General features: G+C 56.0%; 15 protein-coding genes and 1 pseudogene. 13 read left to right on the plus strand and 3 right to left on the minus strand.

Annotated elements, in window-relative coordinates; genetic code table 11:
- The first annotated feature begins 32 nt into the window (after positions 1-32).
- From ACHHV8_RS05085 to ACHHV8_RS05130, 10 genes are all read left to right on the plus strand, one after another.
- Positions 33-4,013 (plus strand): fibronectin type III domain-containing protein, encoded by a 3,981-nt coding sequence (locus ACHHV8_RS05085; RefSeq protein ID WP_395157306.1) that lies wholly within the window; start codon positions 33-35, stop codon positions 4,011-4,013.
- Positions 4,014-4,200: 187 nt separating this feature from the next.
- Positions 4,201-4,692 (plus strand): cysteine dioxygenase, encoded by a 492-nt coding sequence (locus ACHHV8_RS05090; protein WP_395157307.1) that lies wholly within the window; start codon positions 4,201-4,203, stop codon positions 4,690-4,692.
- Between the two features lie 112 nt (positions 4,693-4,804).
- Complete coding sequence (locus ACHHV8_RS05095; RefSeq protein ID WP_395157308.1) at positions 4,805-5,779, plus strand: acetylxylan esterase; 975 nt, start codon at positions 4,805-4,807, stop codon at positions 5,777-5,779.
- A 104-nt stretch (positions 5,780-5,883) separates the two neighbouring features.
- Positions 5,884-6,375, plus strand: coding sequence for a CcdC family protein (locus ACHHV8_RS05100; protein WP_395157309.1), 492 nt, complete (start codon positions 5,884-5,886; stop codon positions 6,373-6,375).
- A gap of 168 nt (positions 6,376-6,543) precedes the next feature.
- Positions 6,544-6,918 (plus strand): zinc ribbon domain-containing protein, encoded by a 375-nt coding sequence (locus tag ACHHV8_RS05105; protein ID WP_395157310.1) that lies wholly within the window; start codon positions 6,544-6,546, stop codon positions 6,916-6,918.
- 202 nt (positions 6,919-7,120) lie between these two features.
- A complete protein-coding gene (locus tag ACHHV8_RS05110) occupies positions 7,121-8,131 on the plus strand; it encodes an ABC transporter ATP-binding protein (protein WP_395157311.1) in 1,011 nt (336 codons plus the stop codon).
- The gene (locus ACHHV8_RS05115) at positions 8,128-9,039 is read left to right on the plus strand and encodes an ABC transporter permease (RefSeq protein ID WP_395157312.1); all 912 of its coding nucleotides are present in this window, start codon (positions 8,128-8,130) and stop codon (positions 9,037-9,039) included. The genes ACHHV8_RS05110 and ACHHV8_RS05115 overlap by 4 nt, the downstream gene beginning before the upstream one ends.
- A 235-nt stretch (positions 9,040-9,274) precedes the next feature.
- A complete protein-coding gene (locus tag ACHHV8_RS05120; RefSeq protein ID WP_395157313.1) occupies positions 9,275-9,874 on the plus strand; it encodes an ABC-2 family transporter protein in 600 nt (199 codons plus the stop codon).
- Positions 9,875-10,175: 301 nt separating this feature from the next.
- Positions 10,176-10,634 (plus strand): chemotaxis protein CheX, encoded by a 459-nt coding sequence (locus ACHHV8_RS05125; protein WP_395157314.1) that lies wholly within the window; start codon positions 10,176-10,178, stop codon positions 10,632-10,634.
- Positions 10,635-10,803: 169 nt separating this feature from the next.
- Positions 10,804-11,583: an SDR family NAD(P)-dependent oxidoreductase gene (locus tag ACHHV8_RS05130; protein WP_395157315.1), complete on the plus strand. Its 780-nt coding sequence runs from the start codon at positions 10,804-10,806 to the stop codon at positions 11,581-11,583.
- Between the two features lie 151 nt (positions 11,584-11,734).
- On the opposite strand, the gene ACHHV8_RS05135 is transcribed toward ACHHV8_RS05130, so the two are convergent.
- Positions 11,735-12,010, minus strand: a complete 276-nt coding sequence (locus ACHHV8_RS05135; protein WP_395157316.1) for a DUF2573 family protein — start codon at positions 12,008-12,010, stop codon at positions 11,735-11,737.
- Between the two features lie 231 nt (positions 12,011-12,241).
- Between ACHHV8_RS05135 and ACHHV8_RS05140 the strand changes: the two are divergent.
- From ACHHV8_RS05140 to ACHHV8_RS05150, 3 genes and pseudogenes are all read left to right on the plus strand, one after another.
- Positions 12,242-13,059, plus strand: a pseudogene (locus ACHHV8_RS05140) (alpha/beta hydrolase family protein).
- Positions 13,060-13,113: 54 nt separating this feature from the next.
- Entirely contained in the window at positions 13,114-14,589 is a 1,476-nt protein-coding gene (locus ACHHV8_RS05145) for a DEAD/DEAH box helicase (protein WP_395157317.1), read from the plus strand.
- 58 nt (positions 14,590-14,647) lie between these two features.
- On the plus strand, positions 14,648-15,187 hold the full coding sequence (locus tag ACHHV8_RS05150) for a hypothetical protein (RefSeq protein WP_395157318.1): 540 nt from the start codon (positions 14,648-14,650) through the stop codon (positions 15,185-15,187).
- Positions 15,188-15,408: 221 nt separating this feature from the next.
- Here ACHHV8_RS05150 and rsgA read toward each other — a convergent pair whose 3' ends face one another.
- Positions 15,409-16,485 carry a ribosome small subunit-dependent GTPase A gene (gene rsgA / locus ACHHV8_RS05155; RefSeq protein ID WP_395157319.1) on the minus strand — a complete coding sequence of 359 codons (1,077 nt, stop codon included), beginning with the start codon at positions 16,483-16,485 and terminating at the stop codon, positions 15,409-15,411.
- A 440-nt stretch (positions 16,486-16,925) separates the two neighbouring features.
- Entirely contained in the window at positions 16,926-18,539 is a 1,614-nt protein-coding gene (locus tag ACHHV8_RS05160) for an FAD-dependent oxidoreductase (RefSeq protein ID WP_395157320.1), read from the minus strand.
- Positions 18,540-18,701 lie beyond the last annotated feature (162 nt).

Raw genomic sequence — 18,701 nt, forward strand, 5'->3', positions numbered from 1 at the left:
TCGCTCTGGCCGACGTTTCGGGCAATGTCCTGGTGAGCGCTTATATTAACGATGCCGGTATTACCGACGGGATTAAGGATAAAAGCGTCACTTACAGCTATTCCGGAAGCGGCGTCGAAATGGCGAAGCTGGCTAACGGCCAGACAGCGACTCCCGGCACCTTGGCCAGCGGTCAAATTCCGGGCCAGAAGCCGCCAACCGGGGTAACGGCGCAGCCCGGCAATCAGAGCGTGAATTTGTCGTGGTCGGCAAATGAAGAACCGAACATTGCCGGCTACAAAGTGTATCGTGCGGGGGCGGAGCAGCCGGCTTCGGTAACAAGCACGACGTACAGCGTAACCGGCCTGGACAACGATACGGCATACCGGTTCCGCGTGACCGCCGTGGATAAGAACGGGGACGAATCGCCCGGCTCCGCCGTGGTGGCCTCGATTCCGCAAGCCGTAGTCGATACGACGGCCCCGGCGGCGCCGCAAGGCTTGACGGCATCGGCCGGGCTGGGGAGCGTTGCCTTGAGCTGGGCGCCCAATGCGGAAAGCGATACGGCAGGGTACCGTATTTATATGGACGGCACGATGCTCCAAACCGTCGCTTCAACGGTCTACGAAGCCCAGCTGACTTCCCTGACACCGGGCAGGGCGTATCGGTTCGAGCTGTCCGCCTACGATAGAGCCGGGAACGAATCGGGGAAATCGGATGCGGTGCGGGCCGTCCCCGGCGTCGCGCCGGCGCCGAAGCTGATGATTACCGAGCTGGTTCCCGATACGGATAATCATTATTCGGGCTACGACGCGTTCGAATATGTCGAGCTGTATAACAACAGCGAGAATGCTATCGACCTGCAAGGGTATACGCTGAAGCTGGAGAGTTCGGATCCGACCAAAAGCTGGCAGAAGACCATCGACCGGCCGGCGGTCATCGGCTCCCACGAGACGCTGCTGCTCTGGACAAGAAAGGGAGAATTGGCAGCAATCGGCAAGGATGCCTTCAACCATAATTTCTATTCCTCCTATTCGGAGAAATACGTCCCGGAGAGCTCCATTGTGCCGATTGACGACGTTAGCGGATTAATCAATACCGCGAAGCAAACGGTCGTTCTGCAGGATGCCGATGGGAACGAAACGGTCAGAGCCTCCTACAATGACACCGGAACGGACGTGAAGACGAATACGAGCATCGTGTTCGGCTACCCTGTTGACGGTACGAACCAGATGAGAAAAACGGCAGCGAAGGTAGATCCTACCCCTGGTCAATTAATCGGCGGACAGCTTGCCGCGCTGCCCGGTTCCGACATACAGCCGCCTGCAGTGCCTGCAGGCGTGAAGGCAGCGGCGGGGGACGGTCAAGTGACGTTAAGCTGGAATCCGAATGCCGAAGCCGACCTTGCGGCTTACCGCGTTTATAAGAACGGTCAGCAGGAGCTGCAGCTTCCCGTAACCAAGCATCAGGCTGTCGTGTCGCTGCTCACCGGAAATACCGGCTATGCGTTTACGGTATCGGCCGTGGACGTTTACGGCAACGAGTCCGCTCCTTCGGCAGAAGTGACGGCGGTTCCCGGCCACCAGCTGGTTACGCAGCAGGACCGAAGCGAACCGTCGGATCCTTCCTTGTTCCCTGACTTCTGGAACTTGAGCGTGCCCGGAGCGGTAGTTCCCGGCTTAATGCAGGATGTAGTACCGCAGGGGATGGCCTATTATGAAGACAAGAATTGGATGCTGATCTCGAATTACCGGGACGACGGCAGACCGAGCACCTTGTCCGTCGTTGACGCGAGTACCGGACAGATGGTCAAGTCCTTGAACCTGTACCAGGAAAATAATGCGCCGTATACCGGCCATGCAGGCGGTGTCGCCGTTAGCCGGGAGAACGCATGGATTGCGTCGGGAAGCTATTTATACCGAATTCCGCTGGAGACAATCGTCCAGGCAGCGGATCAAGGGCAGATCCAATTTGCGGATAAGCTGCTGACTCCGACGAGGGCCTCCTTGGCCGCTTACCGGAACGGCGTTTTATGGGTGGGCGAATATTATGAGGAGCCGAATTATCCTACGGACGACAACCATAAGCTGGTAAACCGGGATCAGGAAACGTACGGCGCCTGGCTCGCGGGCTACAAGCTGGATGAGGCGACGGATCTGGCAAGAGCCGATCAGCCGAGTGTCAACGATGCGCTCGTGCCGGATTACGTTTTATCGATTCCCGGCAATATTCAAGGGGTCGACGTGATGGACGATCAAATCATCCTGACCCAATCCTTTACCCGCGCAAAGGGAAGCAATTTGCTGCGCTACAAGCAGCCGATCGGCTTGGGGCTCGCGCCGGATACGACCGTCGCCATGGGGCAGTACAATGTGCCCGTATGGTTTCTCGACTCGCCGAACCGCATCGCGACGAACGGCGCTCTAGGCTTGCCGCCCATGGCTGAGGGCATCTTCGACCGGGACGGACAGCTGTATATCCTGTTCGAATCGGGAGCGAACACGTACCGGACCACGGCGCTGCAGCCGCTCGATAAGGTGCAGCAGCTGAATTTAAACGATTGGGCCGCTTATAACGGCCTTGTGATTCAAGGGGCGGAGGCTCCGTTGATTCAAGGCAGCCAGAAGCAGCTCAGCGTGCTGCAGAGCAAGGGACATGAACCGGCGGCGGATGTGACGGCCGGCACGGTGTTCACAAGCAGCAATGCTGCCGCTGCCACGGTAGACGCGCATGGTCTGCTGAGCGCGTTAGCCCCGGGGAGTACGGTCATTACAGCGGCTTACGGGGATGCGGTTGTGGATGCAGAGCTTACCGTAACGGCAAAGCATCGGTCCGATAATGGTTCTTCCAGCACCGGCGGTTCCGGCGCAGCGACGCCGGCGCCGGATGCGGAAGGAACCGCGGATACGACGGAAGCAAGCGCAGACGAGCAGCTGATCGTGGATCCCGCCAGCTTGGCGGATGATCAGGCAGCGGTCACGCTTCCTGCCGATAAACAGACGGCGGTCCTGCCTGGCGCTGTGCTGGATCGTCAGCAATTGACGATTGCCCGCGACGGCGTGACGCTGACCTTCAGCGGACAAGCGCTTCAATCGATTAAAGCCCAGCTTGGCGGGCTGGCAGCAGCGCTTCAGGACTCGAAGCTGCATATCGGGATCAAGCCGGTGGCTGCGGATTCCCGGGCGGAGCTGCTGAAGCTTGTGTCTTCATCCTCAGGAGCGCAGTTAAGCGCCGCGGGCGAATGGTTTGATTTCTCGATTTCGCTGCATTCCGCCGCAGGAGCGGTTACGCCGGTCTCCGTCTTTGATCAGCCGATTCTCGTATCCTTTCAGGTGAGCGCAGCGGCTGACCCGGCTCTGCTGGGCGTTTACCGAATCGCCGATGACGGCTCTATGGAGTATGCCGGCGGCCGCCTGAAGGACGGTGTAATGCAGGCGGAGCTGAACCATTTCAGCACCTATGCCGTGCTGGAATATAATAAAAGCTACGCGGATGTGCCCGCAGAGCATTGGGCCGCTCCGGCGGTTCAACAGCTGGCAGCCTGGCATATCGTTCAAGGCACCTCGGAGGAGCTGTTCTCGCCGGCCCGGCTTATTACCCGGGCCGAATTTACGGCCCTTCTGGCCAGAGGCCTGGGACTTCAAGCCAAGAGCGAACCGGCCGGATTTTCCGATGTATTGCCGGACGCCTGGTATGCGTCATCTGTCGCAGCGGCAGTGGAAGCAGGAGTGATTGACGGGGAAGAGGAAGGAAGGTTTGCTCCGGACCGCCCCGTGACCAGAGAACAGATGGCTGCGATGCTGGTCAGGGCACATGAGTATCTTGGAATAAAGGGAGAAGCGAATGACGCGGAAGTCTCGCCGTTTGCGGATGAATCGCAAATCAGCGAGTGGGCTAAGCCTTATACCCGTCCCGCCGTTCAGTGGAGGTTAATGGACGGGAAGGAGTCGAACCGTCTGGACCCGCTCAGCTTCGCCACCCGTGCGGAAAGCGCGCAGGTCATCTATAATTTACTGAACAAACATCATTCGTAGTTCGTTGGAACGCCATGACTAATAAGATTCGGTCATGGCGTTCTTTTTTTGTTTCGTTATGGGCCCGAGCGTACAAACACCCATAGGCCTCTTTGCGCATACATGTATATCATTCCAGAAGCGATATAAGTTTTTTTTATGAAAAGCAAAAGGAAACGTTATTATTTAGAGGAGTGGAACGAAGCATATGAAACTACTTGAATCCATTGAGCAAGCGTTTCAGCATGTAAATCACGCGACGCCGCATGAGCTGAGAGGGAAAATCGTTTCCCTGGGATTGACCGCGGAGCTCGCGGCACCTTGGATTGAAGAGCCGGATCTGCTGCCCTACGGCCGCAAGGTCGTGTACCAAACCGAGGATGTCGAGGTCATTGTGGTTCATTTACCGGCTGGGACGGAAACCTTCATCCATGATCATGGAGCGTCGATCGGCTGCGCTTATGTACTGGAAGGCCGGCTGACGAACCGGGTGTACCGCCTCAGCAGAGAAGGCTACGCCTATGAGGCTGGGGCCAGTGTGATTGAGCAGGGTCAATTTCTTTACGCTCCTCAGGGACAAATTCATCAAATGTGCAACACGGGCCCGCACAGAATGGTATCCTTTCACGTTTACGCACCCAAGCTCAGCGGCAGCAAAAGCTTCTATACCTATGAACAGGTATTGGATTATGTCATTTAAGGCGTTGCCCCGGTCTTTTCTCCGCCTGACAGCAGAGCTGTTGTGATATAGTAAAGATATAGTCAGTATAGTCAGGTTGTAAACTACGCGAAGCAAAGGGAGGATGACCGGGGTGAACTATTTAGATAAACGACTGTCCGAATTATATGCCTATCAGGCTGACGCCGCGCCTCCTGCCGATTTGGACCGTTTCTGGGAGCAGACGCTGCAAGAAACCGCGGCAAAGCCGCTGGACGGACAGCGTGAGGCCGTGGAGACGCTGTCTCCTTACATACAAGCTTACCGGGTGACCTATCATGGCTTCGATACGACGCCGATCCGGGCTTGGCTGCTTCTCCCGTCATTTGCTATGGAAGGGCAGGAGAAGCTGCCCTGTATAATTACGTACCACGGCTACAGCGGCAGTAAAGGGATTCCGGAGCAGCACGCGCCATGGCTTGTGAACGGCTATGCGGTTTTGGCCGTGGACGTGCGGGGGCAGGGCGGAGAGACGGGCAATCATCTGGCCCAGCAGTACGGCATGACCCGGGGATGGATCACGCAGGGGATTCTCGACCCGTACCAGAGCTATTACCGGGCGATAGCGGTCGATGCTCTGCAGGCGGTGGAATGGGCGGCGCAGCAGCCCGAGATCGACCCGGAGCGGCTGGTCGTATCCGGCCAAAGCCAAGGCGGCGGCCTGGCTCTGCTCGTCGGCGCGCTAAGCCGGAAGCCGGTGAAGGTCATTGCCGATATTCCGAATATGTGCCATATGGATTACGGCATTGTTCACTCCACGGGCTCGCTGAAGGAAGCGGCCGAATTCGTCGCCGCCCATCCCGACAAGCTGGAGCAGGTGCTTCGCACGCTCAGCTACTTCGACATGCTTCATCTGCAGGAGCGGATTCAGGCTCCCGTGCTGATGTCTGTCGGACTGAAGGATACCGTGTGCATACCCGAGACGATATTCAGTGTCTATAACCGGCTAAGCGCTTCCAAACAGCTGATTGTGTTTCCGTTCAACGGGCATTATACGAGCAAGGATCATATTCATACCCAAATCGAATTTATTCGCGGAAAAAAGGAAGCGGAGGGGAGATCAAGCTGAAGTTCCAGCAGCCTGAGCTTTCAAACTGCCGAAAAAAGAGTATAATAAAAAGAGTCAGAGCTTTAACCAGACTCGTTGAATGTTTAAGCAGATGAGGTGATACAATGCAGATTGCACATGTTCCCGTTCCTCAATTAACCCTGACCTTAGGCGCTATGATGACCGCCGTGATGGCGATTGTTGTCCGGATGCGCGCCACCGATAAGCCGGTCAATGCCAAGAAGCTTCTGCTTCCGCCCGTAGGGATGAGCACCGGATTTCTGATGTTCGTCGTGCCTGCCATGCGGATTCCGCTGCTGTGGGGCATCGTTGCTTTTGCTGCGGGGGCGCTCTTGTTCGCCTATCCGTTGATTCGTTTTTCGAAGCTGGAGCGGCGCGGGGCTGAGGTATTCCTGGTGCGCTCCAAAGCCTTTATTTTCATATTGGTCGGCCTGCTTGCCGTCCGGCTGCTGCTGCGCGGCGTCATTGAACAATACGTAACGCTCCCGCAAACCGGAGCCGTCTTTTTTGTTGTTGCCTTCGGCATGCTGCTTCCATGGCGTTTAGCTATGTACCGGAAGTTCCGCAGACTGCTTGCGGCGTCGCCGCAAATGTAAACTATGTTCTCCCGGGCCTCTTTGCCGTTAGTATCGGCGAAGGGGCCTTTTTGCATGCAGGGGCCGGAGGAGAAATTATACGCCGCGGCCCGTCTTTTTGGCATGCGGCCTTCCATTTTTACATACCTTGGTAATAGGAGCAATCCGGTTGGGGAAGGGGGAGGCCCAATGTCGTTTTTTGATAAAATGAAGCAAGGCGCATCCGATGCAGCCAAAAAAGCGCAGCAAACGGTTGAAATCACGAAGCTGAAAACCCAAATCTCCTTGAAGGAAAGGGAGATTGAGAAGTCGTATGCGTATATCGGAGAAGCTGTGTTCCATTCTTACCGCAATGGGGACTGGAAGATGGCCGGGAAGGACATCGAAGGCTACTGCTTGCATATTACCGGGCTGCGGCGGGATATCAGCGTGCTCGAAGCCAAAATCAAGGCGGTCAAAAACGAAAAGGAATGCAGCTGCGGCAAAATCGTCCCGCTTGAGGTGAAATATTGCCCCGCCTGCGGCTTGCCGTTTGACGATGACAGGTCGTTTGATGAAGTGTAGCCGAAGACAGCCGAATGACCGCGAAATCCGATTCTAACCGTGAAGCTTCATGCCCTTAAGAGGGTGAGGCCGCACGGTTTTTTTGCGTCGTTTTCCCCTTTCGGAACAGAATGCATATAGCAATAATTTCTGTTGTCAGCCCGACCCTTCCATGGTAATATATAACAATTATTCACATGTCAGGTGAAGAGGGGGAGGCGCAATGAGCGCGATTGAAGTGCGGGGACTGACCAAAAGCTTTGAAGTGAAACGCAAGAAGGATGGGCTCTTCGGCAGCCTGCAATCGTTAGTCAAGCCTGTGTTCGAGCAGAAAACGGCGGTGCACGGAATTGATCTGACCGTCGAGCAGGGAGAGATGCTGGCATTTCTCGGGCCGAATGGAGCGGGCAAATCGACCACGATCAAAATGCTGACCGGCATTCTTCACCCTACCGGCGGCGAGGCGCGGGTGCTCGGCTTCTGTCCCTGGAAGGAGCGGAGCCGGCTGGCCTACTTCGTAGGCTCGGTGTTCGGCCAAAAATCGCAGCTCTGGTACCATCTCCCCCCGATCGATTCCTTCGAGCTGATGAGCAGAATCTACGAGCTGAAGCGGCACGATTATTTCAGCCGCCGCGACGAGCTGGTCCGTCGCTTCGAGCTTGAGCCTTACCTGAACGTGCCTGTGCGCAAGCTGTCGCTCGGGGAGCGGATGCGCTGCGAGATTGCCGCGGCTATGCTGCACCGGCCGCGGATTCTGTTCCTTGACGAGCCGACCATCGGACTGGACGTGATCGTCAAGCAGAAGATCCGCGAGCTGATTGTCCAAATGAACCGGGAAGAGGGCACGACGGTCTTTTTAACCTCCCATGATGCGGGAGATATCGAACAGTTGTGCAGAAGGGCGGTTGTCATCAACCACGGACAGGTTATTCTGGACGATCAGGTAGAGCGGATGAAACGAGAGCTGCTGACGGAGAAGACGGTTCACCTTAGACTGCAGCAGCCGGGCGAGCCGTTTCGCTTCCCGGGAGTAGAGCTGCTGCGGCAGACGGAGGCGGAGCTTGAGCTGTCGGTCGAGACATCCGCCGCAAGCATGGAGCAGGTGCTCTCCCATCTGGTCAGTGAGTATCGAGTCGTAGATATAACGATTCAAAGCCCGCCGATGGAGGACATCATTACCCATATTTATGCCCGGGAAGCGAAGAAGCCGGAGGGGAGCGTGGCGGTACCATGAGCCGGATCGAAGAGGCCCGCACGTCGGCAGCAGCATCACCCTCTCCAGCTCCGTTCGTGGATAGTGCCTGGAGGCATACAGACCGTCCGCTCCATACGACGAAACCTACCGTGACCGGCAAGATCGTCAAATATGCCGCGATAGGCAGAGTGACGCTGCGGAATCATTTCGCCTATGTGTACGATTTTATCGTCAGATCGATTTTTCTTATCCTTATTATGTACATTTTCACCCAGCTGTGGCGGGTCACCTATCAAGGAGAGGGAAGCGCTCTGATTGAAGGCTACAGCTACGAGCAGATTATTTGGTATATCCTGTTCGCCGAAGCGCTGGCGACGGCTTTTCCCAGCTTGTCGACCCGAATCGAAGAAGAGGTAAAGAACGGTGACGTCGGCTACAAGCTGACGCGTCCGTTCAGTTATATCGGCTACCATTATGTCGGTTACCTGAGTGAGGTGTCTGTCCGGCTGCTGGTCAACTTAGGCGTCGGGGGGCTGCTGGGATTATGCCTGTTCGGCTGGCCTGCATTCGGCTGGGGCTGGGCAGGATTTCTGCTGATGTCGGCAGGGGCGGTAACGGTCAATTTCCTGCTTAATATGATTCTTGCCCTGTGCGCTTTCTGGGTCGAGGAAACGAGAGGGCTGGAGTTCGTCTACCACAAGCTGCTGTTCACGATAGGCGGCATGCTGATGCCGCTGGAGCTGTTTCCGGAAAAGCTGCAGGCCGTGTGCCGCTGGCTCCCGTTCCAAACGGTGCTATATTTTCCGTCCCGAACGGCCGTAAGGTGGGCGGATGCTTCGCTTTTACCTATGCTGGCTGTTCAGGCGGGCTGGATCTTGCTGTTGTCTATTGGAGTAGGAATCATGTATTGGCGGGGCGTCCGCAAGCTGAATGTGAACGGCGGATAGACTTTGGAGCACGGGGGGAGAGCGGATATGAAGCGCAGATTCGACAAGGCAGCGGGACTGGCCGCTTTCGTCTGGTGCTGCTGGAAGCTGAATTTGGCGGGAGCGATGGAATTCCGCTTCAGCTTCCTGCTCACCGCCGGAATGATGGTGCTTAATAATATCGTTTGGATTTTGTTCTGGGGACTTTACTTCAACCGGTTCCAGGTTGTGAACGGCTGGTTGCTTTCAGGATGTTATGATGATGTGGGCGGTAAGCGCAGGCGGATTCGGTTTGAACGCGGTACTGTTCGGCAATGCGCCGCGTCTGGCGGGGCTGATTGCCAACGGGCAGCTGGACATCGTGATGTCCCAGCCGAAGCCGGTGCTGCTCCATCTGCTGATCGGGCGCATGTCGGTTTCGGCGATCGGCGACGTTGCGTTCGCCCTTATGCTGTACGCGCTGTTCGGCGATCTCTCGCCTGCCGGCCTGGGCAAGTTTGCGCTTGCGCTGTTGATCGCGGTGCTTGTTTTTCTATTCTTCACCGTGACGGTGCAGTCGCTGGCCTTCTATATCGGCAATGCGGAGGGGCTCGGCCAGCAGCTGTTTAACGGCCTGCTTGCTTTCTCCACGTATCCGACCGGCATCTTTTCGGGATGGGGCAAGCTGATTTTGTTTACCGTGCTTCCTGCCGGATTTATCAGTTATTTGCCGATCGGCCTGCTGCGCTCCATAGAGCCGCTGTTTCTGGGAGAAGCGCTCGGCATGGCGGCGCTGCTGACGGCAGGAGGAACGCTGTTTTTTTACAAAGGCTTGAAAAAATACAGCTCGGGCAACCAGATGGGCTTAAGGATGTAAGGTAAGGCTAAGATATTAAGGTAAGGCTGAAATACGGCAGTACGGGGACGGTAAACTAGCATTATGGGCCCGCGCCAGGATCGTTTCCACAGGCAGACAGAGAAGTAAGCATGGAGGAAAAACGGTACTTCCGTTAATAGCTAGGCCCCGGTTCCCGCGAAAAGACCGTAGTCCTAGTTTTATCGCCATTTTATACGGAAAGTGTCAAAAGTTGTATACTTATTCGACAATTTTAGGTATAATGATGGAGGATAGAGACCTATGGACACGGAAGATTTTGTCGCAAAGGAGACCTGTACTCATGAAGGCGGAATATATTAATCCTTTTTTGGAATCTGCTAGAATTGTCATCGAGCAAGTCGCTAATATTCGGCCTTCAACGGGGCAGCTTGGGATAAAAGACGTCAAGTTCGTAGAAAAGTACATTTGGATTCAGATCGGAATGACCGGACAAATGCAGGGCGATGTCGTATTTGGTCTACATGAAGAGGTCGCACTGAAAATGGTTTCCGCCATGATGGGCGGATTCGTCATTACCGAGCTGGACGAGATGAGCAAGAGCGCTATTTCCGAGCTGGGGAACATGATTAGCGGCAATGCCAGCACGCTGCTGTTTAACCAGGGCGTGAAGGTGGACATTACTCCGCCGAAGCTGCTCCATTCCGCGAATTCAGCAGGATTCCTGCCGAAGAAGGCGCTGACCATCCCTCTTATTATGGAAGGCATCGGAGAGCTGGATATTCAAGTACTAATGATGTAAATTTAAAGCGGGGCATTATCCGGGAGACCGGAAATGAACCCGCTTTTTTTCATGATAGAATGTATATGTTTTCGGGGTCCCCGCAAAGTACCTGAGTCTGCCTCGAAGCATAAGCCCCACTTTGTGGGGTTGTTTTTCAACCTTAAAGCTGGCTTGGAGGTTACGTAAAGTGGAGTTAAACGGGAAAATAGCGGTCATTACGGGAGCTTCCAGCGGCATCGGAGCGATCATGGCGCAGCAGCTTGCCGCCCAAGGCGCCATACCCGTGCTTATGGCCAGGTCGGTAGAGAAGCTGAGCGCCGCAGCGGCTGTGCTGAATGGCAGGGAGCATGCGGTGTATTCGCTGGATGTAACCTCTGCGGCTCAGGTGACGGCAGTGATGGAGCAGGTGCTCGAGAGGTTTGGACGCATAGATATTTTAATTAATAATGCGGGCTACGGGGTATTCGAGACGTTCCTATCCGCTTCGCTGGACGAAATCGAGCAGATGATGGATGTCAACTACATGGGAACGGTGCGCTGTACGAAAGCGGTCCTGCCTCATATGGTGAAGAGGGGAAGCGGTCATATCGTCAATATCGCTTCGATGGCCGGAAAGATCGGCTCGGCCAAGTCAACGGGCTATTCGGCTACGAAGCACGCCGTCCTTGGCTTCACCAATTGTCTGCGGCAGGAGCTGAACGGGACGGGGGTTTATGTGACGGCGATCAATCCGGGACCGATTGACACGCCTTTTTTTGACAAAGCGGATCCGTCCGGCACGTATGTGAAAAATGTCAAATGGTTTATGCTCAAGCCTGAACGGGTAGCGGCCAAGGTGCTCCAAGCTATAGAGAAGCGGATACCTGAGGTGGATATGCCCTTCGTTGCAGGCTTCGGCGTGAAGCTGTTTCAGCTGTTCCCGCGTGTGTTTGATAAATTGGCTTCAGGGATGCTGAACAAAAAATAACTATAACAAGCCGCATCAACGCCAATAAGCCCGCACCCGTCCGTAAAGATTGCTTAGGACCATGCAGGCTTATTGGCGTGTCTTATTTCAAAGTGCATGATAAACCGGCTTGCTGAAACTGAAACGGAATGGCGGCCCGCTCCAAGCCGCATCAGGATTTACTCGGGCTCGGATCTTCGCTTTTATGGCGTTCCTTCAGCTCCAAATTCAGCTTGCGGACCTCTTCGTACAAGGCGCGGATCTCCGCTTTGCTCTCCGGATGGGATTGATTCCAATGACTCGCCAGGGCGGGCATCGTTTTGTGAATATGATTGTAGATCGACCATATTTTTATTTTCTCGACCATCTCGGGAGAAGCGTCTCCGGTCAACAGCTCGGCGAATTTTTCCACCAGGGAATCGAATTCGGCAGTAAATTGAGATTTCATTGAGAAAAGCTCCACCTTTCCGAACATAATAAGAATAGCGTTATCTTCCCTCAGTCTAGCCTACGTACGGATTGATGTCAAAAAAAGGGTCGGACAGCTCCAGGTTCCGTTCTTTCTAAATACTATATGCAGGAGGCGGCCGCTGTGGAAATGCAATTTGAAGAAGAGGCGAAAAGGGGACATGACATGGATAAGGAATGTTTAGTCATGAATCGGTCCGCCGCCGCATTAATGGAAGTAGAGGCTTCCGAGCCGAACGGCATCCTGCTGGAGCGTGAGGTGCTGAACAGCCTGCGCAAAGGCATGCGGCTGTACCGGCTGACCTATGCCAGCGAGGGCTTGAAGGTCAAGGGCTACTTGGCCGTGCCGGAAGGAGACGGACCTTTTCCCGGCTTGATCTATTGCCGCGGCGGGATCCGCAAGGTCGGTATGGTGCGCAAGCGCCGCATTATGTCGATGGCCAAACGGGGATATGCCGTCTTCGCCCCCTTTTACCGGGGCAATGAGGGAGGAGAAGGCCGCGAGGATTTCGGCGGCGAGGACCGCTACGACGTCTATCACGCGATTACGCTGATGCAGTCGCTTCCGGAGGTCAAGCCGGGCCCGTTCCGCTGATCGGATTCTCCAGAGGCGCGCTGATGGCCATGCAGGCGTCAAGGGACTGCGAGCTGGCGGGACCGGTCGTCGTATGGGGCGGGGTCAGCGATTTGTTCGACACTTATGAGGAGCGTGTGGATTTGCGCCGGATGCTGAAGCGGGTGGTCGGACACCCGCGCAAGCAGGAGGAGGCTTACCGCGCACGGTCGCCGATGTATTGGCTGGAGCAAATCCGTTCACCTGTCCTGATCATTCACGGGACAGACGATGGACAGGTTGGCATAGGACAAGCCCGCAAGCTGGCCGAGGGGCTTGAGCGTATCGGTAAAGACTATGCGATGGAGCTGTACATGGGGCTCGGTCACCGGTTTCCGAAGGAGGAGGACGAGCGGGCGCTCGATGCCGTATTTGCATGGATAACAAGGAAGACGGCGGCAGGGAACGAGGCTTGATGTTCTGACGCCGCATTGGTATGATGCTTTTATGAAAGGAGGCGTTTTTAATTTATGAACAGCCATTTTGCATCATTAAATATTGATGATTTTTACGTGCGCCGACTTCGTGATTTGAACATCGAAACGCCCTCGGCCGTTCAAGCCGCGGCAATTCCCGTTGCGCTCGAAGGCAAGGACGTGGTAGCGCAGTCGCAGACAGGATCAGGCAAAACGTTAGCCTACTTACTGCCTTTACTACATAAAATAGACAAGACAGCCAAGGAGATTCAGGCCGTTATTCTGGTGCCGACCCGGGAGCTGGGGATGCAAATTTTGCTGACTCTCGAGCAGCTGACCGAAGGAACAGGCATCCGCTCGCAGTCTTTGATCGGGGGAGCGGCGATCAGCAGACAGATCGATAGGCTGAAGCTGCGTCCGCAGATTGTTGTAGGAACGCCCGGGCGGATCATGGAGCTGCTCAAGGTACGCAAGCTGAGCTTTCACCACGTGCGCAGCGTAGTTGTAGATGAGGTTGACCAGGTGTTTGAGCTGGGATCGATGCAGGAGGTCGAAGCTATCCTGAAAAGCATGATGCGCGACCGTCAGGTGCTGTTCTTCTCAGCCACGATGCCGCAGCCGATCCGGGCGGTAATTGACCGTTGGATGAACGAGCCGGTCTATGTTCAGGTACATCCGGAGCAGCGGACCTCTCAGACGCTGGAGCATCTGTATTTTGTCTGCGAGGATCGGGACAAGATCGATACGCTGCGCAGAATCGTGCGGCTTTACAATCCGCCCGCAGCCATCGTGTTTGTCAATGAGACGGACGATGTAGCCGAGGTAGTGGGCAAGCTGCAGTATGCGGGTTTGTCCATTGAGGCGCTCTATGGCGAGGCGGGCAAGCAGGAGCGGGCCAAGGTCATGCAGCAGTTCCGTGCAGGCAAGTTCCAGCTGCTGCTCGCAACGGATATTGCCGCACGCGGCCTGGATATTCCGCATGTGACGCAGGTCATCAATCTGGATCCGCCGATCGATGCGGATCATTACGTTCACCGTGTCGGCCGGACCGGAAGAATGGGCAAGAAAGGAACCGCCATATCGATCATTACGCCGAAGGAACGGTTCATCATTAACAAGTTTTCCAAAGCCTTGGGCATTGAAATTCACGAAAAAGAGCTGTCCTACGGCAAAGTCGTCGAGCCCGCCCAGCGCCGCCGCTTCGAGGAGCAGCGGCAGGTGCGTGTCGAGCCGGGCCGCCGTGGAGACGGAGGCGCAGAGGAGGCCGCACCGAGAGGCGGCGGGCTGCCGGCCTACAAGCCGGCGCCGCCCAAGGCTGCGGCCGCCAAGGCGCGTATCTCGGCTGAGCCTGCCCCGGCGTTCGGCGCTGCCGCAGCGCCGAACGATTCCGGCAGAGAGGCTGCCGTGAGGCCGGCGACGGCTGCTGCCCCGGCGAACAAGCGCAAGAACGACCGCGCGCGGGAGAAGGATCGCAAGAACAAAGGCGCTCCCCGCTGGCTGAAGGATAAGCAGAACAAGCCTGGCACCTAGACAAGCGGCTTGAGTGAAAGGGACTTTATTTAGTACTTGACCCGGGAGGGGATGGGACATGGGGAAGCTTTTTCGAGCGGTGCTGTCGCTTGCCGTCATCGCCGCATTGGCGTTAGCCGGACTGTATATGTATGTCCGGCCGACCCAGCAGCTGGACCTCGCCTACTCCGAGCTTCCGGTGCGCGGTAAAATCGCGGACATGCTGACGAACCGGAAGCTGGAGGTTGCGCTGACGGAGCCTGAGGTGAACAGTCTGCTGAAGAAAGCGTTGGCAGAGCACGCACAGGTGCAGCCGGACGTTCGAGTCACCGGCGCGCAGTTTACGCTTGAAGGGGACCGGTGGATCGCCGATGTCAATCTGCTTTATAAAGACCGCTGGGAGGTTGGCGCGAGACTGTACTTCAGCATGCGCTGGCAGGAGCCCAATCTGATTGCGTCCCATACGGAGACGCAGATCAAGCAGGCGGAAATTCCGCTGGATTGGTTCCAGCTGGAGCCGTTGACCCTTCCGCTGAACGACTACCTGCCGAAACCGGCCGGCGTCCGCGGTGTCACCTTCGATAACCATGAGGTGAAGATAGCTTTGAAGCTGCGCTGAGCCGGCGGGCACGGGGACGAAGGAGAAGGATTCGGAGCCTGAAGAAGCCTGTGCCGCCGGATGAGACGGCTAATTATGAGAATAAAAAAGTCTTCCGGAACAAAAATTCCGGAAGACTTTTTTATTTAGGTTCAATTCATCAGGCTTATATAGGCAGAAGGCTTCCAAGGCTGCCGTGGTCGGGGCAATCATGAAATCCGCGACGATGATATATGGCCGCCTTACCGGCTGCCCCGCTCGCGCATCTGCTTGTGAATCTTTTTCCAGCGCTCCTTCTCGACGCGCGCGGCGGCCGCGTCGTTCCGGCGCTCCGCGTAGGCAAGCTCGCGCTGCAGCTTGACGAAGCTCGCGTAGCGCTCCTGCTGCAGCGTACCGTCGGCGAGCGCCGCGCGAATCGCGCAGCCGGGCTCGCTGCCGTGGCTGCAGTCGGCGAACCGGCAGCGGGCGGTGAGCTCGCCGATGTCCGCGAAGGCGGCGCTCATCGCGTCGCCGCCCTCCCACAGCTGCAGCTCGCGCATGCCCGGCGTGTCGATGATCATCGCGCCGCCGGGCAGGACGACGAGCTCGCGGTGCGTCGTCGTATGCTTGCCGCGGTCGTCGCCCTCGCGGACGCCGCCGGTTTTTTGCCGCGCTTCGCCGTATAGACGGTTCAGCAGCGTCGATTTGCCGGCGCCGGAGCTGCCGAGCAGCGCGATCGTTTCGCCGGCTCGAAGCGAGCCTTCCAGGGCCTCGATGCCATCGTCGGCCAGGCTGTTGACGGCATAGACCGGCACGCCGAATGCAATCGCTTCGACCTCGGCAAGATGGCGGTCGAGGTCGGGGCACAAGTCTTTTTTTGTCAGCACAATCTCAGGCTGTGCTCCGCTCTCGTAGGCGATAAGCAGGTATCTCTCCAGCCTGCGGAGATTGAAATCCTGATTCAGCGCCATGACGAGGAAGACCCGGTCGATATTGGCGGCAACGATCTGCTCCTCCATCGTGCTTCCGGCGGCTTTGCGGGAGAACTTGCTGATTCTCGGGTAGACGCCGTGAATAATAGCCCGTCCTTCCCCCGGCAGCTTGCTCAGCCATACCCAGTCGCCGACGGCGGGGTAATCGTCGCGCATCGCCGCATCATGCCTGAATTTACCCGACAGCTCGCCTAGCCATTCGCCGTCTTCCGTATAGATGCGGTACATATGTTTATGCTCCAGGACAATGCGTCCGGCGGCGAAGCCTTCCTTTCGATGCTCCGCCCATAAGGGCTTAAAGCCCAGAGATTGCAATGTGAAGCCCGCTTGATTCGAGGGATCGCTCATAAATTCTCCTGTCATAGTTGGAATTGGGTGGCATAACGGCTTGGCTGCTTGTAGAAAACGCACTTGCACTCATAGGTTCCATCACTCCGTTCTTTTTACAATACGCACAGTATACGCAAGCGGCCGCCTTTTCAACAGGTACAAAACCGTTATGAACTAAAGTTTCCCCGGCTTTTGGGAGAGGAACAGGGGACAGAGTAAAGACCCTGCCCGCCAAGCGCCGTAAGGCTGCAAGAAGGGAGGGTCTCGAGGGAGGAGGCCACTGAAAAAGTCATTGCTACGAGTACGGAACATTCTTCCGATCGCTGTTGTCCCTGGATTTCTCTGATTATATTCCGCTTGTAGCGGTTGAAATCCAGGGACAAAGGCGAACGCTTACGCTTCTACAGAACATTTCCGTACCCTCCGTAAGTTTTTCAGTGACCTCTCGAAGGAAAGGGTTATTTTTTTCTCGTCTTCACATAGGAAGCATACGTGATTTCGCCGGTATCCAGCTTGGCGATTTCGTCCGGCGTCCATCCGGCGATCTTATTGTTGCCGGTAACGCCGGTCAGCTTGATATTGTATTTGCTCTGCAGATAGCTGTCGAGCTTCGGCATATCGGCTTCCTGCAGCTCTCTCAGCTTTTTCTTGCCCTGCAGCTGTCCCATCAGAATGCCGATTGTTTCCGCGGCCAGACTCGTATTCGGCTGAATGCGCGCACTGCCAAAGGCGATGGCGGAGGCGCCGACATTTTTGCCTGCCATAATGACATTGTCATAGTTTTTGAGCAGGAAGCTGCGCAGCGGCATCCCGTATTTGTCGGGCCGTCCCATCTCGATGCCCCATTTGTTGGCGCTGGTGCCTTGCAAATCAAGCGGGTAGCCCGCGATGCTGACGTTATCCCAGAACATTTTGGCGCCCAGCATATCGGAAGGCTTCAGCACATAATCGGTCTCGTAGTGATTGTACTCCCGAATGTACAAATAATTCGGAAAGCCGTTCAGCTCCGCGTGCTCCCAGCCGACGATGTTTTTGCGGAAATGGTCCAGGATGAGCGGAATTTCCTTTTTCCCAAGCTCCATCGCCTCTGCGACCGATTTGTCATCGGAAGGGTCGACCGTATAAATCAGGAAGGCGTTGATGATGACTTCGCCGTCCCTTTGATTCACCGCGTTCAGCCCGCGCAGAAATACCCGGTCGTTGCTCGGCTTATAAGCCGAGGTCATCCCGCTTAGGCCGATGGCAAAGCTTTCGTTGACCGAGCCCCCGCCGTATTTGGCGCTGCGCTGCTGCGGAGTCAGGCTGTTAAACGATGAATTGAACTTGGCCCAGTCTACGTTTTTGAATTTCATCATCATGCCGGAGCTCATATATTCGATATTGCTTTGGCCGTAAAACTGCTCCAGGCCGGGCATACGGGTTGCTTCCAGCTTGCTGACCAAGGCGGCATAATCCGTATTCTCAACCCAATAATCGGCTTTGATATTTTTCTTGGCTCCGCTCTTGTCTATGTAGGTGACGGATTCGATGGCATGCGGACCGAATTGGCCCGGAATTTGTTTAATATCTTCAATTTTGATGCCGGACTCGACCGGTATGTCTTTTTTCAGCTTGTCAAAATATTGCGTAAACTCCGAGAGCTTACGGATTTTTCCGTTGCGGAAGCCGTCGAACAGCTCTTTGGCGCGTCCTTGCACGAGCGATTGATATTTATCGTCACGTGTTTCGTCCAGAAACAGCATCTCGCCCTGCAGCACCTGTCCTCCGAACGCTTCTCTAGGGTCGAGCACCTTGACCTTCAGTCCCTCGTCGGCTGCGGCTCTGGCCAGATACAGCCCTTCGAGCTCGCTGCCGAGCACCACGACATCCACCTTCTCGCTTGGAATGACAGGCTCGGGCTTCTTCACAGGCTCCGGCGTCTGCGCCTTGGTTTCGGCCGGTGCCGAACCGGCGGCCTGCCGCTCTCCCGGGCTTGTCCCTTTTCCGTAAAAGAACACACTGTATACGGCGGCCAACGCGACTAAGGCAAATACGGCGATGCCGACGGACATCGGTTTTCCTCTCCACTTCATGCTTTCGTAAGCTCCTTTCCGGCTGGTGTTTCATGCGCGCCGTTTCGCTAATCCCCACGTGCGCACCATTGTAGAATAACATTTTTGACGCTTGATCAAAAGACCCCCACAAACGATTTGGGGATGGCGAAAGGTTTAGTAAATCCTAGGAGCTGCTTCACC

Origin of the sequence: Paenibacillus sp. TAB_01 (genome assembly GCF_043945595.1) — a bacterium.
Taxonomy (GTDB): Bacteria; Bacillota; Bacilli; order Paenibacillales; family NBRC-103111; genus Paenibacillus_S.

Coding starts and splice junctions, on each gene's coding strand:
- ACHHV8_RS05135 (WP_395157316.1), bottom strand. CDS start 12,010: ATGAAATCTCAATTTACTGCCGAATTCGATTCCCTGGTGGAAAAATTC.
- ACHHV8_RS05090 (WP_395157307.1), top strand. CDS start 4,201: ATGAAACTACTTGAATCCATTGAGCAAGCGTTTCAGCATGTAAATCAC.
- ACHHV8_RS05150 (WP_395157318.1), top strand. CDS start 14,648: ATGGGGAAGCTTTTTCGAGCGGTGCTGTCGCTTGCCGTCATCGCCGCA.
- ACHHV8_RS05115 (WP_395157312.1), top strand. CDS start 8,128: ATGAGCCGGATCGAAGAGGCCCGCACGTCGGCAGCAGCATCACCCTCT.
- rsgA (WP_395157319.1), bottom strand. CDS start 16,485: ATGAGCGATCCCTCGAATCAAGCGGGCTTCACATTGCAATCTCTGGGC.
- ACHHV8_RS05105 (WP_395157310.1), top strand. CDS start 6,544: ATGTCGTTTTTTGATAAAATGAAGCAAGGCGCATCCGATGCAGCCAAA.
- ACHHV8_RS05110 (WP_395157311.1), top strand. CDS start 7,121: ATGAGCGCGATTGAAGTGCGGGGACTGACCAAAAGCTTTGAAGTGAAA.
- ACHHV8_RS05125 (WP_395157314.1), top strand. CDS start 10,176: ATGAAGGCGGAATATATTAATCCTTTTTTGGAATCTGCTAGAATTGTC.
- ACHHV8_RS05145 (WP_395157317.1), top strand. CDS start 13,114: ATGAACAGCCATTTTGCATCATTAAATATTGATGATTTTTACGTGCGC.
- ACHHV8_RS05120 (WP_395157313.1), top strand. CDS start 9,275: ATGATGATGTGGGCGGTAAGCGCAGGCGGATTCGGTTTGAACGCGGTA.
- ACHHV8_RS05160 (WP_395157320.1), bottom strand. CDS start 18,539: ATGAAGTGGAGAGGAAAACCGATGTCCGTCGGCATCGCCGTATTTGCC.
- ACHHV8_RS05100 (WP_395157309.1), top strand. CDS start 5,884: ATGCAGATTGCACATGTTCCCGTTCCTCAATTAACCCTGACCTTAGGC.